The organism is Amycolatopsis sp. NBC_01307 (genome assembly GCF_035975215.1).
Lineage (GTDB): Bacteria > Actinomycetota > Actinomycetes > Mycobacteriales > Pseudonocardiaceae > Amycolatopsis.
This window is the reverse complement of sequence record NZ_CP108403.1, coordinates 1,303,457-1,322,376: the sequence shown is the minus strand read 5'-3', so window position 1 is coordinate 1,322,376 and position 18,920 is coordinate 1,303,457. Positions and strand designations below refer to the sequence as shown.

At 72.2% G+C, this 18,920-nt stretch carries 18 protein-coding genes; 6 read left to right on the top strand and 12 right to left on the bottom strand.

The window, feature by feature from the left end; all coding sequences use genetic code 11:
- Window positions 1–14: 14 nt before the first annotated feature.
- Both OG439_RS05555 and OG439_RS05550 read right to left on the bottom strand, forming a co-directional pair.
- Complete coding sequence (locus OG439_RS05555) at window positions 15–308, bottom strand: STAS domain-containing protein (RefSeq protein WP_247049910.1); 294 nt, start codon at window positions 306–308, stop codon at window positions 15–17.
- Window positions 308–4,399 carry a SpoIIE family protein phosphatase gene (locus tag OG439_RS05550; RefSeq protein WP_326948256.1) on the bottom strand — a complete coding sequence of 1,364 codons (4,092 nt, stop codon included), beginning with the start codon at window positions 4,397–4,399 and terminating at the stop codon, window positions 308–310. The genes OG439_RS05555 and OG439_RS05550 overlap by 1 nt, the downstream gene beginning before the upstream one ends.
- Before the next feature lie 168 nt (window positions 4,400–4,567).
- Between OG439_RS05550 and OG439_RS05545 the strand changes: the two genes are divergently transcribed.
- Window positions 4,568–5,782 (top strand): SGNH/GDSL hydrolase family protein, encoded by a 1,215-nt coding sequence (locus OG439_RS05545; RefSeq protein ID WP_326948255.1) that lies wholly within the window; start codon window positions 4,568–4,570, stop codon window positions 5,780–5,782.
- Window positions 5,783–5,786: 4 nt separating this feature from the next.
- On the opposite strand, the gene OG439_RS05540 is transcribed toward OG439_RS05545, so the two are convergent.
- Window positions 5,787–8,393 (bottom strand): hypothetical protein, encoded by a 2,607-nt coding sequence (locus tag OG439_RS05540; protein ID WP_326948254.1) that lies wholly within the window; start codon window positions 8,391–8,393, stop codon window positions 5,787–5,789.
- A 211-nt stretch (window positions 8,394–8,604) separates the two neighbouring features.
- A complete protein-coding gene (locus OG439_RS05535; RefSeq protein ID WP_326948253.1) occupies window positions 8,605–8,985 on the bottom strand; it encodes an ATP-binding protein in 381 nt (126 codons plus the stop codon).
- Window positions 8,986–9,175: 190 nt separating this feature from the next.
- Here OG439_RS05535 and OG439_RS05530 point away from each other — a divergent pair, with 190 nt between their 5' ends.
- Window positions 9,176–9,658, top strand: a complete 483-nt coding sequence (locus OG439_RS05530) for a DUF6292 family protein (RefSeq protein ID WP_326948252.1) — start codon at window positions 9,176–9,178, stop codon at window positions 9,656–9,658.
- On the opposite strand, the gene OG439_RS05525 is transcribed toward OG439_RS05530, so the two are convergent.
- On the bottom strand, window positions 9,550–10,500 hold the full coding sequence (locus OG439_RS05525) for a DMT family transporter (protein WP_326948251.1): 951 nt from the start codon (window positions 10,498–10,500) through the stop codon (window positions 9,550–9,552). The two genes, OG439_RS05530 and OG439_RS05525, sit on opposite strands and share 109 nt — an antisense overlap.
- Window positions 10,501–10,566: 66 nt before the next feature.
- Here OG439_RS05525 and OG439_RS05520 point away from each other — a divergent pair, with 66 nt between their 5' ends.
- Window positions 10,567–11,139 carry a TetR/AcrR family transcriptional regulator gene (locus tag OG439_RS05520; protein ID WP_326948250.1) on the top strand — a complete coding sequence of 191 codons (573 nt, stop codon included), beginning with the start codon at window positions 10,567–10,569 and terminating at the stop codon, window positions 11,137–11,139.
- Window positions 11,140–11,219: 80 nt separating this feature from the next.
- The gene (locus OG439_RS05515) at window positions 11,220–12,158 is read left to right on the top strand and encodes a PfkB family carbohydrate kinase (RefSeq protein ID WP_326948249.1); all 939 of its coding nucleotides are present in this window, start codon (window positions 11,220–11,222) and stop codon (window positions 12,156–12,158) included.
- 70 nt (window positions 12,159–12,228) lie between these two features.
- On the opposite strand, the gene OG439_RS05510 is transcribed toward OG439_RS05515, so the two are convergent.
- Together OG439_RS05510 and OG439_RS05505 are read right to left on the bottom strand one after the other, a co-directional pair.
- Complete coding sequence (locus OG439_RS05510; RefSeq protein ID WP_326948248.1) at window positions 12,229–12,612, bottom strand: VOC family protein; 384 nt, start codon at window positions 12,610–12,612, stop codon at window positions 12,229–12,231.
- 31 nt (window positions 12,613–12,643) lie between these two features.
- A complete protein-coding gene (locus tag OG439_RS05505) occupies window positions 12,644–13,609 on the bottom strand; it encodes a TIGR03557 family F420-dependent LLM class oxidoreductase (RefSeq protein ID WP_326948247.1) in 966 nt (321 codons plus the stop codon).
- A 155-nt stretch (window positions 13,610–13,764) separates the two neighbouring features.
- Between OG439_RS05505 and OG439_RS05500 the strand changes: the two genes are divergently transcribed.
- Entirely contained in the window at window positions 13,765–13,917 is a 153-nt protein-coding gene (locus OG439_RS05500; RefSeq protein WP_326948246.1) for a hypothetical protein, read from the top strand.
- Between the two features lie 3 nt (window positions 13,918–13,920).
- Here the strand turns inward: OG439_RS05500 and OG439_RS05495 are convergent, their stop codons facing one another.
- From OG439_RS05495 to OG439_RS05475, 5 genes are read right to left on the bottom strand one after another with little or no spacing between them, the layout of a single operon-like run.
- On the bottom strand, window positions 13,921–14,250 hold the full coding sequence (locus OG439_RS05495; RefSeq protein WP_326948245.1) for a DUF4387 domain-containing protein: 330 nt from the start codon (window positions 14,248–14,250) through the stop codon (window positions 13,921–13,923).
- Window positions 14,243–15,619, bottom strand: a complete 1,377-nt coding sequence (locus tag OG439_RS05490; RefSeq protein ID WP_326948244.1) for an acyclic terpene utilization AtuA family protein — start codon at window positions 15,617–15,619, stop codon at window positions 14,243–14,245. The genes OG439_RS05495 and OG439_RS05490 overlap by 8 nt, the downstream gene beginning before the upstream one ends.
- Window positions 15,616–16,560 carry a phosphoglycerate dehydrogenase gene (locus tag OG439_RS05485; RefSeq protein WP_326948243.1) on the bottom strand — a complete coding sequence of 315 codons (945 nt, stop codon included), beginning with the start codon at window positions 16,558–16,560 and terminating at the stop codon, window positions 15,616–15,618. Before OG439_RS05485 ends, OG439_RS05490 begins: the two co-directional genes overlap by 4 nt.
- Window positions 16,557–16,748 carry a hypothetical protein gene (locus tag OG439_RS05480; RefSeq protein ID WP_326948242.1) on the bottom strand — a complete coding sequence of 64 codons (192 nt, stop codon included), beginning with the start codon at window positions 16,746–16,748 and terminating at the stop codon, window positions 16,557–16,559. Before OG439_RS05480 ends, OG439_RS05485 begins: the two co-directional genes overlap by 4 nt.
- Complete coding sequence (locus OG439_RS05475; RefSeq protein WP_326948241.1) at window positions 16,745–18,025, bottom strand: MFS transporter; 1,281 nt, start codon at window positions 18,023–18,025, stop codon at window positions 16,745–16,747. Before OG439_RS05475 ends, OG439_RS05480 begins: the two co-directional genes overlap by 4 nt.
- 122 nt (window positions 18,026–18,147) lie before the next feature.
- On the opposite strand from OG439_RS05475, the gene OG439_RS05470 reads away from it, so the two are divergent.
- Complete coding sequence (locus OG439_RS05470) at window positions 18,148–18,870, top strand: GntR family transcriptional regulator (protein ID WP_326948240.1); 723 nt, start codon at window positions 18,148–18,150, stop codon at window positions 18,868–18,870.
- Window positions 18,871–18,920 lie beyond the last annotated feature (50 nt).

The following is an 18,920-nucleotide window of genomic DNA, read 5'->3' as shown; positions in this document are numbered from 1 at the left end:
ACGCACGCTCCGGGTCACTGGCGAGGCTGGTGGACCTTCACTACCTCGCTCAGCCCCGAAACCGTCAGCACCGGGGACAGCAACGGGGAAGCCACGAGTTCCAGGTGGTCGGCGTGGTCGAACAACACCGCGATGCCCGCGCTGTCCAGGTACTCGACGTCCGTCAGGTCCAGGACGAGCAGTTCCGTGGTCTCCTCGAGCGCCGCGGCGAGCGCCGGGGCGTTGCTCATGTCGATCTCACCGCCGGCGGCCAGGACGGTGGTGCCGTCGGGACGTCGTTGCGGGACAAGTGAAAGCGGAGTGGTCATCACACGATCCTGGTCAGCATGTCGACGGTGGTACCGGTGGCGGTGGTGTTGATGGTGACCTCCTGCATCATCGCGCGCATGAACGTGATGCCGTGGCCGCGGGAGGAACCGGGGGCCGCGTCCGCCGCCTTCCAGCGGCCGGTGTCCGCGATCGTGAGGCGCAGGCTGTCGGCGAAGGCTTCGGCGCGGAGCAGGACGACGTCGCCCGGGGTGTCGCGGTGGCCGTGCTCGATCGCGTTGGCGCAGGCTTCGCCCGCCGCGACCAGGACGTTCTGCGCCTGCTGGGCGTCGAGCTGGCACTGGCCGAGCCAGGTGCGCAACGTCTTGCGGACGCGGCCGAGCTCGCCCGCCTCGGCCGGGAAGCTCACCTCCAGCGGCCCGGGGTGGCGGTAGAGCAGCAGGGCGACGTCGTCGTCGTAACCCGCGGTGGGCGCCAGGCGCCGCATGAGATCGCCGGCCAGGTCCTCGACCGCGTTCACCCGGCCGTCGTGCAGGACCTGCCCGGCCCGCTCGATTCCTTCGTCCAGCGACCGTTTTCGCCGCTCGACGAGACCGTCGGTGTACAGCAGCAGGGTCGCGCGGGCGGGGATGGTGTGGACGGCTTCGGGGCGCGGGCGGCCGGGGCGGACGCCGAGGGGCACGGACCGGCCGCCTTCGAGCAGCAGCGTTTCGCCGTCGGAGAGCGCGAGGATCCCCGGCGGGTGCCCGGCCGTGCTGTAGGTCAGCTGCCCGGTCCCGGGGTCGAGCACGCCGCAGAAGACGGTGGTGCACAACGCGCCGTCGAGCTTGGCCGCGAACTGGTCCAGCGCCATCAGCGTGTGCGCCGGCCGCGGGTCCTGCAGCAGCAGCGCGCGGCACGCGCTGCGCAGCTGCCCCATCACGGCGGCCGCGTGCAGCCCGCGGCCGACGCAGTCGCCGACGACGATCCCGATGCGCCCGTCGGACAGCGTGACCGTGTCGTACCAGTCGCCGCCGACCTCCAGCGGCCGCGTCGCGGGTTCGTAGCGGACGGCGAACCCGGTGGGCAGGTCGGCGGGGCCGAGGATGGCCCGCTGCAGGGCAACGGCAGTCTCGCGCTGCTGGTCGATCTGGTGCGCGCGGCCCAGGCTCGGCCCGATGTGGCCGGCCAGCAGCGACAGCAGCAGCCGGTCCTCGTCGGTGAACGGACGGCGGTCGCCCAGGTCGATCAGCAGCGCCAGCCGGCCGTGGGGGTGTTCGAGTACGGTCCCGGACCACGTGTGGCCGGAAACCGGGGCCAGCAGCGAGCCCTGCCGCAGCTCGCCGAGCGCGCGGCGCTGGTCGTCGGGCAGGTTTTCCCAGGTGACGGGCGGGTCGGCGTAGGTGCGCGTGGGTTCGTCACCGGCGCCGAACACCGAGGCGACGACGCCTTCGGCGCGCCAGAGGTCCTTCAGCTCGCTCAACGCGCCGGCCATCGCGTCCGTCAGCGTCGTCGCCTCGGCCAGCCGGGTGCTCATCGACGCCAGGGCGCTATCGCGCTGGATCGCGTAGTGCTCGGCGGTGACGTCGCGGAAGGTGCCGACGATGACGGCCCGCCCGGTGTCCGGGTCCTGGGCCTGGGCGAACGCGGCGCGCGCCCACAGCCGGTGGCCGTCGCGGTGGGTGACGGGGATCGTGTAGGTGCCGTGGGTCCGGCCGAGCAGGGTCGCGAACGCCTCGTCGACCGCTCGATAGCCTTCGGGATCGGTCTCGGCGCTCGGCCACCACGGGTGCACCGGGTGGTAGGGCAGCCCGTCGGTGCTGTAGCCGAGGATGTCGGTGAACGCGGCGTTGATCTCGATCACCGCGCCGTCGGCGTCGCAGACGAAGAAGGCCTCCTGCAGCGAATCGACCAGCGCGGTGCGCCAGCGGGCCTGGTGCGTGCGCAGCCGCGCGAGCTCGACGTTGGCCCGCACCCGGGCGAGGAGCTCCGCCGCCGCGAACGGCTTGATCAGGTAGTCGTCGGCGCCGGCGCGCAGGCCTTCGATCGAGGCCTCCTGCCCGGCGCGGGCGGACAGCAGCAGCGCGGGCATCGACGCGGTGCGCGGGTCGTCGCGCAGCGCCGCGACCAGCTCGATGCCGCCGAGCCGGGGCATCATGACGTCGCTGACCACGAGGTCGAACGCCGTCGCCCGGGCCGCTTCCAGCGCTTCCTGGCCGTCGGTGACCGCGTCGACCTGGTAGCCGGCGTCGCTCAGCAGCCGCGTGAGGTACTCGCGCATGTCGGCGTTGTCGTCGGCGACGAGCACCCGCGTCGCCGACGCGGGGGCCGAGAGGGGCCGCGTCTCGCCGTCGGCGTCGGGCGTGCTGGGCAGCCAGCGCAGGGCTTCGTGGACGTAGGCGGCGGCGTCCGGGGCCTCGGTGCGGCCACCCGCCGGGATCAGCGCCTCCGCGGGCAGGTGCGCGGAGCCGAACGGCAGCCGGATGGTGAAGGTGGTGCCCGCGCCCTCGACGCTGCTCGCGGTGATCGTGCCGCCGTGCAGGTCGACGATCTCCTGGGCCAGCGCCAGCCCGATGCCGCTGCCTTCGGTGGAGCGGGCGCGGGCGTTCTCGATGCGGTGGAACCGCTGGAACAACCGGGGCAGCTCGCCTTCGGGGACGCCGATCCCGGTGTCCGCGACCGTGACGGCCGCCTGGTCCCCGTCGGCCCGCATCGTGACGGTGATGGCGCCGTCGAAGGTGAACTTCAGCGCGTTGGACAGCAGGTTGAAGATCACCTTCTCCCACAGGCCGCGGTCGAGGTACACGGGTTCGCCCAGCGGCGGGCCGTCGACGTCCAGGCGCAGCCCGGCCTTGTCGATGGCGGAGCGGAACACCCCGGCGAGCTCGGCGGTGACTTCGGCCAGGTCCACCGGTTCGAACCGGGCCTGCATGCGGCCGGCCTCGAGCCGGGAGACGTCCAGCAGGGTGTTGACGAGCTTGCCCAGCCGCACCCCGTTGCGGTGGATGACGTCCAGCTCCCGGCCGGTGCGCTCGTCGGTGCCGCCGACGCGGGCCCGGAGCTCGTCCAGCGGGCCCATGATCAGGGTGAGCGGGGTGCGGAACTCGTGGCTGATGTTGGAGAAGAACGCCGTCTTGGCCCGGTCGAGCTCGGCCAGCTCCTCGGCCCGCCGCTGCTGGGCGTGGAAGCTGCGGGCGCCGCCGATGCCGGCCGCGAGGTGCCCGGCGACCAGCTCGACGAACCCGCGGTAGCTCTCGTCCGGCGCGCGGTAGCGGTTCAGCCCGGCCACCAGGAAGCCGTACGGCGTGCCGCCCTGCCGCGCCAGCGGGACCAGCAGCGCCTGGGTGGGCGGCTCCGGCCAGTCGCCCGCGGGCAGCTCGGCGAAGGCCGCCAGGTCGACGAGCACGGACTCGCCGCCGGGCGGGGCCGGCCACACCGCGGCGGGATCGTCGGCGGCGAGCGTGGCGGGAGCCGCGGGATGGTCCGCGGCGATGCCGGTGAAGGCCGCGCGCCGGACGACGCCGTCGTCGCCGAAGAGGTAGGTCAGCGTGAAGGGCAGGTCGCGCCGGTTGCGGTCGAGCTGCCGGCCGGCGAAGGCCAGCGTCTGCTGCTCGGTGCGCACGACGGCCGGGTCCGAGCCCAGGTCGCGCAGCGTCGAGAGCCGCCGGTCGGCGATGACGCGGTCGGTGTCCTCGCGGACCACGCACAGCATGCCGACCACGACGCCGTCGTCGTCGCGCAGCGGGCTGTAGGAGAACGTGTGGTACGACTCCTCCGGATAGCCGGACCGCTCCAGGTAGAGCAGCAGGGCCTCGTCCCAGGTCGCCTGCGCGGTGGCGAGCACGGTGGCGATCCGCGGGCCGATGTCGCCCCAGATCTCGGCCCACACCTCGCTCGCCGGCCGCCCGAGGGCCCACGGGTACTTGCGGCCCAGCGTGTCGCGCCGGTAGGCGGCGTTGCAGAAGAACGTCAGGTCCGGGCCCCAGGCCATCCACATCGAGAACCGGGACGACACGAGGATGTCCACCGCGGTCCGGAGGCTCTGCGGCCAGCCGGACGGCGGGCCGAGCGGGGTCGCCGCCCAGTCGACCGCGGCCAGGTCGCGGCCGACGTCGCCGTCGGCGAAGAACACGTCGTCGTCGGAACCGGCCACGTACGCCCCTCCCTCACGGTGCACCCGGGCCGGTCGCCGGCCGTCCCCCGGATTCTACGACCCGGCCGGGCCGGGCACGAACCGGTCCCGCACAAACAACTTCTGGTCATTTCCGGAAACGCGCGGTAAAACTGTGGTCTCCCCACCGAAGAAGGTGATTTTCCCGTGATGACCAAAAGGGCCCTGCTGGCCACGGCGACAATAGTCGCACTGATTTCGGGCAGCATGAACACCGCCGTTGCCGAAACCGATTCCGCCGCAGTTCAACGGGTTTCGGCCTGGTCGCCGAGCATGACGATCGGCGGCCCGAACTTCACCGACCGGACGCTGCGGATGGTCGTGCACCCCAGCGTCGGCGGTGCCGCCCTACGCGTGCACCTGTCCAACCTGCGCGGCACCACTCCCCTCGCCGTCGGCGCGGTGAGCCTCGCACTGCAGGCCGGCAAGGCGACCGCCGTCGCGGGCTCCGGGCACGCGGTGACGTTCTCGCACGCGAAGACGTTCACGATCCCGGCGGGCCAGGAGGTCGTCAGCGATCCGGTGCCGCTGTCCGTGCAAGCGGAACAGAACCTGCTCGTGAGCCTGTACCTGCCCCAGGCGACCAGCTCGGCGACCTGGCACTCCGACGCGTTCGACGTCTCCTACCTCTCGAAGCCGGGCGACTTCGCCGCCGACACCGAGGACGGGAACTACGTCGCCGCAACGACTTCCTGGTACTACCTGTCCGGTTTGGACGTCGTCTCCCCCGCCGCGCGCGGCACCGTGGTGGCCTTCGGCGACTCCATCACCGACGGCTACAACACCCCGGCGAGCGCGTACCGCCGCTGGCCGGACGACCTCGCCCGCCGGCTGGCCGGGCCGCACCCGAGCGCCGTGGTCGACGCCGGCATCGGCGGCAACCGGGTGCTGACCGACGTGCCGAACATCTGGCAGGGCGTCAGCGCCCTCAAGCGGTTCGCCCACGACGCGCTGGCGCAACCCGGTGTCCGGACCGTGATCCTCCTGGAAGGCATCAACGACATCGGCAACAACGCCGGCCCCGGCGGCGTCCCGCTGACCGCGCAGCACCTGATCGACGGCTACCGCGAGCTGATCCGCCAGGCGCACGCGGCCGGCGTGCGGATCATCGGCGGAACCATGCTGCCGGACAAGGGATCCGGCGGCTACAGCGAGCACGGCGAGACGATCCGCCAGGCGGCGAACGCCTGGATCCGCACCGGCGGGCAGTTCGACGGCGTCGTCGACTTCGACCAGGCGACGCAAAACCCCTCCGATCCCGGAGCACTGCAGGCCGGCTTCGACTCGGGTGATCACATCCACCCGAACGAAGCCGGCATGCAGGCCATGGCCGACGCGGTCGACCTGCGGCTGCTGAACCGCTGAACCATTATTTGACGCGGAAGCCGTCCACCAGGAAATAGGTTCCGCTCTTCTTGGAAACGGTCAGCGTGTGCCGCCCGGCGGCGAGCCCGGTCACCGAATAAACGGGAAACCGGGTTTGCCGCTGGGCGGTGTTCGCGCTGACGGTTCCCTTGTCGGCGCCGTCGAGCGTGACGCCGATATCCCCTTCGTCGGAATTGGTCTCGGTGAGGAGACTGATGCCGGTCCCGGTGAAGGTGATCGACGCGGAAGCACCGTCCTGCTGGGTGTAGTGCACGCCGTTCTCGAGGTCGCCGTAGGTGCGCGAGCCGCTCGAGGACCAGCTCCCGGTGTAGGAGATCCGCAGGTCGTCGTCGTCGAGCACCTTGCCCGGCGGGGTGCCCGGCCCGGCCGCGTCGATGATCGCCTGCGCAGCGGGCGGCCAGCGGCCGTCGGTGACCACCGTGGACGGCGTGAGGTCGATGGCCGTGCCGTTGTTGTTGTAGCGGTCGGTGTCGGTGAAGTTGCCGTGGATCGAGTCGTCGTGGATGGTCGGCGTCCACAGGTTCAGCCACAGCGAGCCGTTGCTGAACTCCACCACGTTGTCGTGGGTGTTCCACAGCGAGCTGCCCTCGTCGTGGTAGATCATGTTGCAGCCGTTGACGCACTCGCCGAGCACGTTGCCGACGAATTCGGACGGCGACGCCTGTCCGCCGAGGGTGTAGACCGGGCCGCCGTCGAACAGCACGCCCATCACGCTGTGCACGTGGTTGCCGATGACATGGTTGTCACCGGTGTAGGTCGTGCCGTGCAGGCACGGGTCGGCCAGGCCCTGCTGGGCCTGCAACGCGCAGCTCGACGCCCAGCCCCAGCCCCAGCCGATCGACACGCCCGAATACGGCGTGTAGCCGATGTCGTTGTGGGACAACGTGGTCCCGCGGCTGTGGCCGACCCAGACGCCGACCGCGTCCTGGTACTCCTGGCCCGGCCGCTGCACGATGTTGCCGGAGACACTGTTGCCGCTGGTCATCAGCGCGGGCTGGGTCTGGTAGTAGTCGTCGACCTCGCCCACCGCGACCCCGCTGCCGCCGATGTCGGTGATCGAGCTGCCCGACACCGTCGAGCCCTGGGTCTGGTCGGCGAGGTCGATGCCGCTGGTCCCGGTGTGCTGCACGGTCACGCCGGTGAACGCGATCCGCGCGCCGCGGTGCACCTGCACGGCGGCGGGGATCCGCGTCGGGGTGCGGGTCGCCGGGTCCCAGAGGATGCCGGCCTGGTTGTCGACGTAGCCCGCGGTGCTCGGGGCGGTCCAGGTCGTGTAGGCGAACGTGATCCCTTCGAAGGCGATGTCGTGCACCGGCGCGACGACGTCGGGGATGACGGTGAAGCCGTCGATCAGCAGGTAGTCGCCGCCGGCCTTGACCACGCGGACCGTGTGCTTCCCCTTGGCCAGCCCGGTGACCGAGACGACGGCCTGCTGCGCGAGCCGTTCGGCGCTCTTCGCCGACACCGTCTGGTTCTTGACGCCGTCGACGTAGACGTCGATGTCGCCTTCGTCCGTGTTCGTCTCGGTCAGGACCTGGAGTCCGGTGCCGGTGAAGGTGTAGCTGAACGCGTCGCCGTCGTTCTGGGTGTAGTGGACGTCGGCGCCGAGGTCGCCCAGGTGCCGGCCGTTCGAGTAGCTCCAGGCGCCGGTGTAGGTCGCGCGCCAGTCGGTGTCGTCGAGCGGCGCGAGGTGCCCGGGGGTGCCGGCGAGGTCGAGCAGCTCCGGCGCGACGGGCAGTTCGACGTCGGCCTTGGCGAGGTCCTCACCGGGCCGGGGCACGTAGTAGAGGTAACCGGCGTCGCCGTCGAGGTAGAACTGGCCGGGCGTGCCGAGCAGCTGGTAGGCGTTTTCGAGCCAGGTCACGCGGTCGAGGCTCGGCAGGCCCGCGCCGTTGAAGGGGAAGCTCGGGTTGGGCACGGAGTTGTGGTTGTTGTTCCAGCACCCGGGGTCGACGGTCAGCGCCGACCCGCCCGCGGTGCCCGGCGTGATCGAGGCGAGCGGGCAGCGCAGCTGCTTCCAGCCGTTGTTGGCGACGACCTCGACGCCGGGCGCGTTCGTCCAAGTCGTGTAGGTCGCGTCGGCGGTGGTGAAACCCGTGGCGGACACGGAGAACCCGCCCGGGTCCTGGGCCGCGCGGGCCCGCTGCGCGCGGACGCCGTTCACGAACAGCTCGCGGCTCGCGGTCCCTTTCGGCACCGTGGCGCGGTAGATGTTCTTGGCGGCGTCCGTCTTCCGGAAACCTCCGACCTTCAGCGCGCCGCTGAAGACCGGGGCCTGCCCGGGAGCCGCGCGGTAGACGACGCGGTGGCCCGGCGTGCCGGAGTCCTGCACGCCCAGCCGCAACGGCGTGGTCAGCGAGTAGGTGCCGCCGCGCAGCTCGACCACGACGTCCCCGCGGGCGTGCTGGACGAGGCCGCGGACCCGGTCACGGGCGGTGGGGAGGGCGCACGGGGAGGAAGAACTGCAGGCGGAGCCGTGCCCGGCAGGGGCGGCGTAGAGGACGTCCGGAGGTCTTCCGGGAGTGGCGCCGACAGCCGCGACAACGGCTGCGGCGGTGACCAGGTGCGCGACGACGGTGGCGATTCGCATCGGGGTTCTCCGGCTGAGTCAGAGGGCAGACATCTGATGAATATAGCCGGACTCACTGCTTCGAGGGATACCCTGGATCGACCGGTTCGCGCACGTGAACCGGCTCTGCGTCACGGAAACCGGACGTCACGCGACAAGGCAGGACAAGATGCACTGCCACTCTTGACAGCGCAGAGTTCCTACCTTTGGGTGGACCGCCGAGCGGTCGACGTCAGGACGCGACGGGGATTTCGGCCCACACCGTCCGGCCGCCGTCGCCGCGGTGGAAGTGGCCGCGGCGGTGGGAGCACGCGGCGACCAGGGTCAGTCCGGTGCCGATCGGGGTGGGCAGCGGCACGGCCGGGTCGAACCAAGCGGCGCCGCCCGCGTCCTCGACCCCGATCCAGACCGCGGAGTCGGAGCGCAGCAGCCGGACCCGCGCCGGCCCGGCGGCGTGCCGGACGGCGTTCGTGGCCAGTTCGTTCATGATCAGCACGATGTCGGTGATCGTTTCGTCCGGGAGATCGCCGGCCGCCGCCAGCCGCTCGCGCGCCCACGATCGCACGAGCCTGATTTCTCTCGGATTCACGTCGAAGTCGAAGCTCTCACGCATCACGTTCTCAGCTCCCCCGCGGTGATCGGAACACCCTCTGATTCCCCCAGCCTGACGCCTCTCACACGCGGCCGCACCAACATCGCACGAACGGACGCGTCAGCTCAGGAACATCGTTCGACGATTTCGTGCGTATCCGCCGGAAAAACGGGTAGTAGACGGACATCGTCGAAGATCAGGCAGGTGAACCATGAACACCGACTTCTCGGACGAAACCGCACTAGTCCCCTATTTGCGCGCCGTCGCCACCGAACTCGGATTGCTGAACGAGGACGCCGCGGTCGAGCCCGCCGAACCGTTGTACGGCCAGATCCGCTTCGCGGGCCGCCCGGCCGACGGCCCCGCGAAACCCGAACTCCTGACCTGGGATCGCCGCCACGGCTGGCAGCTGACGGCGGCCGAGGGCAGATCCGGCTCGATGCACGTCGTCGCCACGTTCCCCGGCGAGGTCCGGCCGGCTCCGCGGGCGGTCGCCGACTTCACCCTCGACGCCCTGGCCGCGCGCGGCGAGCGGCTCATCCGCCGCCAGTGCGACGGCGACCGGCTCAGCGTCCTGCTGGACCGCTACGCCGAACCGCCGTCGAAACGGCGTCCGCGCCGGACGCCGGCCACGCCGGTGCGGTGGCACGGCGGGGCTCCGCGCGCCGCCGACACCGCCCGCTCGCGGCTCTGAGGCCGCCGGGAGACCAGCCAGGTGGCGGCCAGCGCCAGGGCGAGCCCGGTCCCGGTCCACGCGCTGAACGGCTCGCCGAACATGAGCGTGCCCCAGATCGTGGTGGCCGCCGGCACCAGGAACATCAGCGTGTTCACGGCCGTGACGCCGACGCGGTCGAGCAGCAGCCAGTAGAGCCCGTAGCCGCCGAACGTGGCGAAGACGATCAGCCACGCCATCGCGAGCCAGAAGCGGGCCGACGCCGGTGGTAGCGCGGTGCCCGTCGCCACCGCCAGAGCCGTGAAGACGACGGCCGAGGTGGTGCAGTGGATGGCCACCGCGCGCACCGGCGACGGGCGGTCGCGGGTGCGCCGGTCGAGGAAGGTCGCCGCGACCAGGCAGCACATCCCGGCGAACGGCACCAGGTAGGCCCACAGTGGCGTGCCGTGCCCCGACGTCGCGTCCGACCAGGTCACCATGGCGACCCCGGCCGCGCCGACACCCAAGCCGGCCCACTGCCGTCCGCTGACCGCGACGCCCAGCAGCGGCCCGGCGAGGGCGGCGACGACGAGCGGCTGGACGCCGTCGATCAACGCCGTTGTCCCGGTGTTCACGCCCAGGCCGATGGCGCAGTAGACGGTCAGCAGGTACCCCGACTGCGACAGCGCCCCGACCAGGATCTGCCGCCCGAGCCCCGCTGTCCCGCCGGCGCCCGAGCGGACCAGCCACGGCGCGAGCAGCAGCGCCAGGGGCACGAACCGCCACATCAGGACCGTCGCGACCGGCGCGTCCGCGGCCCCGAGCTTCGCGCCGATGAAGCCGGACGACCAGCACGCGACGAACAACGCGCCGAGCCCGATCACCGATCCGGGTATACCGATCTGTTTAGTCATTGGCCCGAGACTACACCGATCGGTATAGTCGAGGCCATGGACGAGGTGATCGAGTGGACGCCCAAGGCCCGCGCGGTGCTGGCGGCGGCGGAGGAGCTGTTCTACGCGCACGGCATCCACGCGGTCGGCGTCGACCTGATCGCCGAGCGCGCCGGGGTCACGAAGAAGACGCTCTACGACCGGTTCGGCTCGAAGGAGCGGCTGGTCGTCGAGTACCTCCGCGAGCGCGACAGCCGGTGGCGTGCGTTCCTCGCCCCGCTGCTGGACGCGGCCGGTGACGACCCCGCCGCCCGGCTCCGCGCCGTGTTCGACGCCTCCGCCCGGTGGGCCGCCCGCTACAGCGGCAACGGCTGCAGCATGATCAACGCCCACGCCGAGATCAACGACCCGGCGCACCCCGCCTACCGGGTGATCGTCGACCAGAAGGCGTGGATGCTCGAACTGTTCACGACCATCGCCACCGCGGCCGGCGCCGCCGACCCGAGGTCGAGCGCCCGGACCCTCATGTTGCTGCACGAAGGGGCGCTCGTCACCGACGGGATGCACGGTTTCGAGCGCCCCTACGCCCACGCGCGGGACGCCGCGGCGCGAGTCCTCGGGGCCGCTTGAGCCGGCTCACCTACCCGAACGAGCGGTTTGCCGTGCTCGCGGCGCGGGGTAGCCGACCTGCGGAGCCGAGGAGGCACTACATGCCCAGCGAAGTCGTGGTCGTCGGCCAGGTCGCTCGTGACCTGGTGGTCGAAGTCCCGGACGCACCCGACGCGGGGTCGTCGGCCGAGGTGCAGCACCGGCAGGAGGTGCTCGGCGGGAAGGGCGCCAACCAGGCCGTGGCCCTGAGCCAGCTGGGCACGTCGGTGTCGCTCGTCGGGGTGGTCGGCGAGGACCTCGTCGGCGACGCCCTGCGCGCGCGGGCCCGGGCCGACCGCATCGGCACCACGCACGTGGTCCGCCGGCGCGGCGCCGAGACGGCGCTGATCGTCGACGTCGTCGACGAGCACGGCCGCCGCCGCTACCTGGAGCACATCCCGGCCGCCACGCTGGTGACCGAGACCGACGTCGCCGCAGCCGCCGCGCCGATCTCGGCCGCCTGCTCCCTGATCGTCCAGCTGCAGCAGCCCGCGCCGGCGGCGTTGCTGGCCGCGCGGCTGGCGCACACCGCGGGCACCCGCGTCGTGCTGGACGGCGCGCCGGAAGACCCGGACCTGACCGATGAGCTGCTCGCCCTGTCCGACGTCGTGCGCGCCGGCGCCCACGAGACCGAGACGCTCACCGGGCAGCCGGTGGCGGACCTCGAGACGGCCGTCCGCGCCGCGGCCGAACTGCGGCGGCGCGGGCCGTCGCTGGTCGTGCTCGAGGTGTCCGGACAGGGCACCCTGTTCGCCGGGCCGGACGGCACCTGGTTCGTCCCGGACGTCGAGACCGACGTCGTCGACACCACCGGAGCCGGGGACGCGCTGGTCGCGACCCTCACGGCGGCACTGACCCGCAGGCGCCCGCTGGAGACGGCGGCCTGCCTCGCGGTCGCGGCAGCCGCGGCGACGACCGAGCACGCGGGCGGGCGACCCCGCTTGAGCCGCCCGGCCCTCGACCGCCTACGGCCGGAGCACGCCGAGGAAGTCCAGGCCTGACCGGGTTTCCGGCCCAGTGCGCGGGACCGGCCACCCCGTCGGTCCGGCGGTGTCCACTTCGGACTGCCGCTCAGGCCGCCGGGTCGACGCGGGTCCGCAGCAGGCAGAACTCGTTGCCCTCCGGGTCCTGCAGGACGTGCCAGCTCTCGTCGCCGGTCTGCCCGACGTCGGCCGGTCTGGCGCCCAGCTCCAGCAGCCGGCGCAGTTCGGCGTCCTGGTCCCGGTCGGTGGGGCTGACGTCCAGGTGCAGCGGCAGCTTCGCCGCCTTCCCCGACCCGCCGACGCCGAGGACGAGCGTCGGCTGCGGGCCGCCGAAGCCGGTGCCGGGCGGGCCGATCTCGATGCCGTCGGGCTCCCGGCCGATCTCGACGTAGCCGAGCACGGCGGCCCAGAACTTCGCCAGTGTCTCCGGGTCCCGGGCGTCGATGACGATTTCGCTGATGCGGCAGGCCATCACGTCACCCTGCCAGAGACGCGCCCATTCCTCAGTGGAACTCCGGCAGGACGTACTCCTGCCAGCCGCGGAAGAAGCCGTCGTGGTCGGCACCGACCTGCTGGACGTAGATCTCGTCCACCCCGGCGTCGACGTACTGGCGCACCCGCTCGGCGTGGGCCTTCGGGTCGTCGCCGCACACGATCGCCTCCGCGACGTCCGCGCGCGGGACGAACGACGTCGCGGCCTCGAAGTCCTCGGGGCGCGGCAGGATCTGGGCGAGCTGGCCGGGCAGGACGTCGTTGGGCCACAGCCGGTGCGCCTGGTCGAGCGCGGCGTCGGTGTCGGCGTCCCAGCAGACCTTCATCCCGGCCTGCACCGGCTTGCCGCCGCCACCGGACTCGCGGAACGCGCGGACGAGGTCGGCGTCCGGCACGACCGTGCAGTAGCCGTCGCCGATGCGCCCGGCCAGCTCGGTGGCCTGCGGCCCGAACCCGGACACGTAGATCGGCACCGGCTCGGCCGGCACGGTGTAGATCCGGGCGTCCACCACGTCGTAGTGCTCACCGTGGTGGCTGATCGACTCGCCGCGCGCGCCCGCCGCGTGCAGCAGGCGGATGACCTCGACGGCCTCCTCCAGCATCGCCAGCCGCTGCCCGGCCGAGGGCCAGGGGTCGCCGAGGATGTGCTCGTTGAGCGCCTCCCCCGAGCCGACGCCCAGCACGAACCGGCCGTCGAGCTGGACGGCGGCGGTCGCCGCGGCCTGCGCGATCACGGCCGGGTGCAGCCGGACGGTCGGGCAGGTCACCGCCGTCGTGATCGGCAGGGAGACGGCCTCGGACAGGGCGCCGAGCACCGACCAGACGAACGGGCTCTGGCCCTGGGCGTCGTTCCAGGGGTGGAAGTGGTCCGAGATCCACAGCCGCTCGAAGCCGGCGCGCTCGGCCGCCCGGGCCTGGGCGACGAGCTCGCGAGGGCCGTACTGCTCGCAGGACAGGAAGTAGCCGATGGACGTCATGCCGGCTGGTTACCCCGGCGGCCGGGCCCGCACACGAGCGTCCCCCACACCGGTGACTCGCGTCGCCCCGGCGCGACCGGACGGTGATGCTTCCGCCGAGTGGATCGCCGGGCTGCGGGGTACCCACGCGACACATCGACCGAGAGGAACGCGTCATGGGACTTATCGTCGGCCTGCTGGTCATCTGGGCCGTGCTGGTGGTGCTCGGGCTCGTCATCAAGGGCCTGTTCTGGCTGATCATCGTGGGCGCGATCCTGTTCGTCGCGACCGGGGTGATCGGGTTCGTGCGCCGCAAGGCCGTGCGCTGAACCTCACCCTCCGGCAGCTCGGCCGGGCAGCTCCAGGAGTGCCAGCGGCACGTGGTGCTGCCCGGCGTGGACGTCGCGGTCGCGCAGGCTGCCCTGGGGAATCGGGCGGGGGAAGGAGATCTTGACGACGTTGAGCGCCGGGATGCGGAAGATCTGCACCCCGGCGGCCGGGACGCCGTACAGCCGCGCGATCACGGTCTCGTTCAGGAACTCCTCGTCGGCGGCGACGAGGTAACCCGCGTCGTCGCGCAGGAACACCTCCATGGTGACCCAGAACGGGCCCGCGTTCTTCGAACGGACCTCGGTCGCGAGGTCTTGCAGGGTGTCAGGCATCGACGCGGGCCTTCCGGATGGTGGTGCGGAACATCGTGGTCGGGGTCTCGGAGTCGACGACGTGGTTGAGCGCGAACTCGTACACCGGCCCGCGCTCGGTCTCGGCCGGCGAGGTCGGGAACGCGAGGCTCGGCAGGTACGGCATGTCCGCCGTCGGCAGGTGCAGCATCAGCGGGTTGGCGATCTTGGCGACGGCGGTCGCGGTGGCCTGGTCAGCGGCGTGCACCAGGAGCATGACGCCGACCTCGCGGGCCGGGGTGGTCGCGGGGTCCAGGTCCTCGAGGATCGCGTTGTGGCCGTAGAGCCGGACGTCGAACTCGTAGTCCCCCTCCCCCAGCGCGAGCGTCTGGTGCACGCGCTCGACAAGCACTTTCTTCAGCAGCGCGGCCCAGTCCTCGATGCCGGCCAGGATGTGCGGGTCGCGGATGGCCGTGAACGACATGGTTTCGTAGCCGGTGAGCCGGGCGCCTTCGAGCTTGATCGTGTGCTGCGCAGCGGGTTCGAACACCGAGCCCTCCACGCGCACGATCCGGTGGTCGACCTCGCGGTAGGTCGCGCGTGAGACGTCGAGGGTGCCGGCGGGCTCCCGCATCCGGAACGGGTTCGCGGTCTCGTAAAGCATGTGCGCGGCGACCGACGTCGGCGTGCACGACGCCGCGGGGTCGAGCGGCTCGATCGTGAAGCCATCCTGGTCGATCCGCGCGAACACGCCGCCGGAGCGGGGGTTCGTCGTGCACTGGCCGCCACACTCGACGATCTTTGCCGCGTGCCAGACCGGGCCGGGCGGGAGCCCTTTCAGCAGCGCGAAAGCGGCCGCGACGGCGGTGTCGGTGGCCCGCCCGGCCAGCACGACGTCAGCACCCGCGCGCAAGGCCTCCTCGATGGGTTCGTGGCCCATCATCCCGACGACCCGCACGCAGCCGTCGAGGGTCGCGCGGTCGAGCGGCCCGAGCGGGGGCAGCGGGTGGATCGCCCCCTCGGCGAGCCGGCGCCGGAGGTAGGCGGGGTCCTGTTCGCTGTGGATCGTGGCGACGGTCAGGTCGAGCCGGTCTTCGGCGAGGATCCCGGCGGTGATGTCCGCGAGCCAGTCGACGCCGCTGTCCGCTCCGCTGGTGCCGCAGGACCCGACGATGAGCGGGATGCGGGCCTTCGCCGCCGCGCGCAGCAGCAGGCGCATGTCGCGGGCGACCGCGGCGGTGGACGTCTTCGGGGTGCCGGACCCGAGGTAGTGGGGCCCGGAGTCGGTCGAGCCGCCGTCGACGGCGATGACGTCGGCGCCGAGCGCGAGGCCGCGTTCGACCGTTTCCGGGGCGAACCCCGCGCCGATCATGCCCGTGGGCACGAGGACGCCCACTGCCGTGTCGTTCACTGATCTCTCCTAGCTGTTACGGGGGTACGGGGTTCGCCGCGCAGGGACGCGAGCAGTTCGTGCGCCGCCGCGATGGCGGTGGCCCGCCGGGCTTCGGCGGTCTGGCCGGCGAGGTGCGAGTACACGGTGATGCCGGCCACCCCGCGCAGCGGACTGTCGGCCGGTAGCGGTTCGGCCTGGGCGACGTCGAGGGCGGCACCGGCGAGCCGCCCCGCGGTGACGGCCCCGGCCAAGGCGGCTTCGTCGACGAGTGCCCCGCGCGCGGTGTTGACGAGGATCGCCGTGGGCTTCATCAACGCCAGCGCGGCGGCGTCGACGAGGTGGCGGGTCCGCGCGGTCAGCGCGGTGTGCAGCGACACGTAGTCCGCTTCGCGCAACAACTCCGGCAGCTCGACGAACTCGACGCCGGGCGCACCGCCGTCCGGGTAGGCAGTGGCGCACAGGATCCGCATCCCGAACGCCCGCGCGAGCGGGACGACGGCCCGGGCGGCCGGGCCGTGCCCGACGAGCCCGAGCGTGGCGCCGCGCAGCTCGCGGCCGCTCTGCCTGGGCCACCCGCCTTCGCGCACTCCCACGGCCGACTCGACCAGCCGCCGGGCGCCGGCCAGCAGCAGAGCGAGCGTGTACTCGGCGACGGCGTTGCTGTTGACCCCGGGCAGGTTGCTGACCCGGATGCCGAGCCGGGCAGCGGCATCGACGTCGACCGAGTCGTACCCGACACCCGAGCGGACGACGGCCCGCAGCAGTGGTGCGCGTTCGAGGACGTCCGCCGTCAACGGGTCGGTGGAGACGATGGCACCGACCGCATCGCCCAGGGCCGCGGCCAGTTCGTCACCACGCGCTCCCGGGCGGTAGCGGATTTCGTGCCCGGCGGCGGTGAGGATGGTGTCGGCCTCGTCGCCGGGGTGGGTGTAGTCGGTGGTGACCAGAACCGTGCTCACAACACCGCCGCCCTTCCTTGGTGGATCGGCACCACGGCGCCGCGAAGCGCAAGACGGCCGACACCACGAGCCGCAGCCGAACCACCCGCACCCCCGCCGAAACCGACCACACGGCCCGCGCCGGCCGACGCCACCGCAGCCTCGCCGCCGGGGCGGGTGTGGTCGGTGGTGACCAGAACCGTGCTCACAACGCGGCTCCCGTCTCGCTCGAAGACCGGCGCCGCAGCAGTTCTATGCGGACCACCGCGGCCAGGGCGAACACCGCGAGCAATGCGGCGTCGATCGGCATGAGGCGCCAGCCGGTCACGTCGACCATTCCGCCCACCACCGCGGGGCCCAGGAAGCCGCCCGTGGCCCAGCCCACCGTGTACAGCGCGGTGTACGTGCCCAGGACCCGGCTGGACGGCGCCAGGTTCCACAGCACCACCGCGCCGTTGATCACGAAGCCGGCCGCGCCGATGGCGGCCACGCACAGGGCGACGATCGTCGCCGTGGGGGTGTGCAGGAGCGTGCCGATCGTCAGGGACACCACGAAGACCGTCGCGCCCAGCGCCATCACCCGGACCCGGCCGATCCGCTCCGACAGCAGCGCCAGCGGGTACGCCGCGAGCAGGAACGCCACCCCGCTGGGCAATGTGAGCCCGCCGGCGCTGCCGCGGGACAGGCCGAGCGCCTCGATGCCGTAGTTGGTGATCAGCGACCGGGACGCCGCCCAGGCGGCGCCGAACAGGAGGATCGCCAGGATCACCAGCAGCCGGGTGCGGTCGGTGTCGCCGGCGATGTCCCGCAGGATGTCGCGCATGCGCGGTTTGGGCGTGTCCTCCCGCGCCGGTTCCCGGTCCTCCGCCACGGCTTCCCGGTAGGCGCGCGAAGTGCTGTCCCGGACCCGCCACACCAGCACCGCGGCGGACACGAGCATCAGGACCGAAGGCACCGAGAAGGCCAGCTTGGGGTGCGAGTCGACGAGGAACGTGCTGATCAGCGCCGAGACGATGATGGTGAGGCTGGACGCGATCTTCACCGCCGCGTTGGCCCGGCTGCGGCGTTCCGGGCGGATGAAGTCGGGCAGCAGCGCCTCCCCCAGCGGCTTGAAGCTGTTCGCCACCAGCGCGTAGGCGAACATGAGCGCGATCAGCGCCGGCAGCGACGACGCGAGCGGGATCGTGGCGAACAGGACGGCGGCGATCGGCATGCCGACGGCCAGGTACGGGATCCGCCGGCCCCAGCGGGTGCGGGTGTTGTCCGACCGGTTGCCGATCCAGGGCTGGATGAACAGGCCCAGCACGTTGTCCATGCCCATCAGCAGCCCGATGACGGCGGCGCTGCCGACGTGCTCGCGCAGCAGCGGTGGCACCTGCGCGTCGTAGAAGTTCCACGTCGATTCCTGGGCGAAGACGGCCAGCGCGACGTAGAACGTGATGCGCCGCCCGCTCTTCCGCCCCCTCGGGGTGTCCACTGTGGTCATCGCAAGTCCTCCGGGGGCCGCGGCCGCTTCGTCGCGTCGGCGCTGTCGTCACCCTAGAGATGCTATAGCAAAACTGTCAACGGTGGCATAACGGGATGCCATGGCTCGGTTAAGGTGAGGACATGAATCAGCAGTCACCGGCCGCCCCGGTGGCGGAGACGCTCGCCGACCGCACCTACCGCGCGGTGCAGGGCGCCATCGCCGCGGGCGACCTGCGCCCGGGCGAAAAGGTCACCGAACGGGGCCTGGCCGAACGCTTCGCCGTCAGCCCCACCCCGGTCCGCGAAGCGATCCGGCGCCTGGAACAGGACGGCCTCATCGAACGCGCCGGGCCGCGGACGGTGGTCGTCGCGATGATCGGGGACGCCGCGATCCGGGACCTGGCCGAGGTGGAGGTCGCCCTGCGCGGGCTGGTCGCGCGCTTCGCGGCCCGGCACGCGACGAAGGGTCACCTGGTCCGGCTCGACGCGCTCCTCGACACCGCCGACGACCTGGTGATCGTCATGCGCCAGCGGCACGCCGACGGGCAGCGCGTCGAGAACTACGTCCACACCCTGCTCGACGTCTTCCAGCAGTTCAACGACGAGGTGAGCGCGTGCGCCGGCAACCCGGTGCTCGTCCGGCTGCTGGAGCAGAGCCGGGTGTTCTCCCGCGCCGAGCGGCGCAGCCGCCTGATCGAGCACGTGCTGGCCGACGACCGGTTCGGGCTCGACCGCTACTCCGGCCACCGCGCGCTGGTCCGCGCCCTGCGCGCCGGCGACGCGGCCACCGCGGAGGAGCTCGTCATGGCGGACGCCCGCGGCGGCCTCGACGACCTGCTCCGCTCACCCGAGCGGCCCGGCTGATCAGGCGGAACGAACGCGGTCGTCAACGGCGACGCCCGCACCAGCCATAA

Bases quoted from the DNA above. Each gene is read 5' to 3' on its own strand.
- OG439_RS05555 (WP_247049910.1), bottom strand. From the start codon at position 308: ATGACCACTCCGCTTTCACTTGTCCCGCAACGACGTCCCGACGGCACC.
- OG439_RS05545 (WP_326948255.1), top strand. From the start codon at position 4,568: ATGACCAAAAGGGCCCTGCTGGCCACGGCGACAATAGTCGCACTGATT.
- OG439_RS05540 (WP_326948254.1), bottom strand. From the start codon at position 8,393: ATGCGAATCGCCACCGTCGTCGCGCACCTGGTCACCGCCGCAGCCGTT.
- OG439_RS05535 (WP_326948253.1), bottom strand. From the start codon at position 8,985: ATGCGTGAGAGCTTCGACTTCGACGTGAATCCGAGAGAAATCAGGCTC.
- OG439_RS05530 (WP_326948252.1), top strand. From the start codon at position 9,176: ATGAACACCGACTTCTCGGACGAAACCGCACTAGTCCCCTATTTGCGC.
- OG439_RS05520 (WP_326948250.1), top strand. From the start codon at position 10,567: ATGGACGAGGTGATCGAGTGGACGCCCAAGGCCCGCGCGGTGCTGGCG.
- OG439_RS05515 (WP_326948249.1), top strand. From the start codon at position 11,220: ATGCCCAGCGAAGTCGTGGTCGTCGGCCAGGTCGCTCGTGACCTGGTG.
- OG439_RS05510 (WP_326948248.1), bottom strand. From the start codon at position 12,612: ATGGCCTGCCGCATCAGCGAAATCGTCATCGACGCCCGGGACCCGGAG.
- OG439_RS05505 (WP_326948247.1), bottom strand. From the start codon at position 13,609: ATGACGTCCATCGGCTACTTCCTGTCCTGCGAGCAGTACGGCCCTCGC.
- OG439_RS05500 (WP_326948246.1), top strand. From the start codon at position 13,765: ATGGGACTTATCGTCGGCCTGCTGGTCATCTGGGCCGTGCTGGTGGTG.
- OG439_RS05495 (WP_326948245.1), bottom strand. From the start codon at position 14,250: ATGCCTGACACCCTGCAAGACCTCGCGACCGAGGTCCGTTCGAAGAAC.
- OG439_RS05475 (WP_326948241.1), bottom strand. From the start codon at position 18,025: ATGACCACAGTGGACACCCCGAGGGGGCGGAAGAGCGGGCGGCGCATC.
- OG439_RS05470 (WP_326948240.1), top strand. From the start codon at position 18,148: ATGAATCAGCAGTCACCGGCCGCCCCGGTGGCGGAGACGCTCGCCGAC.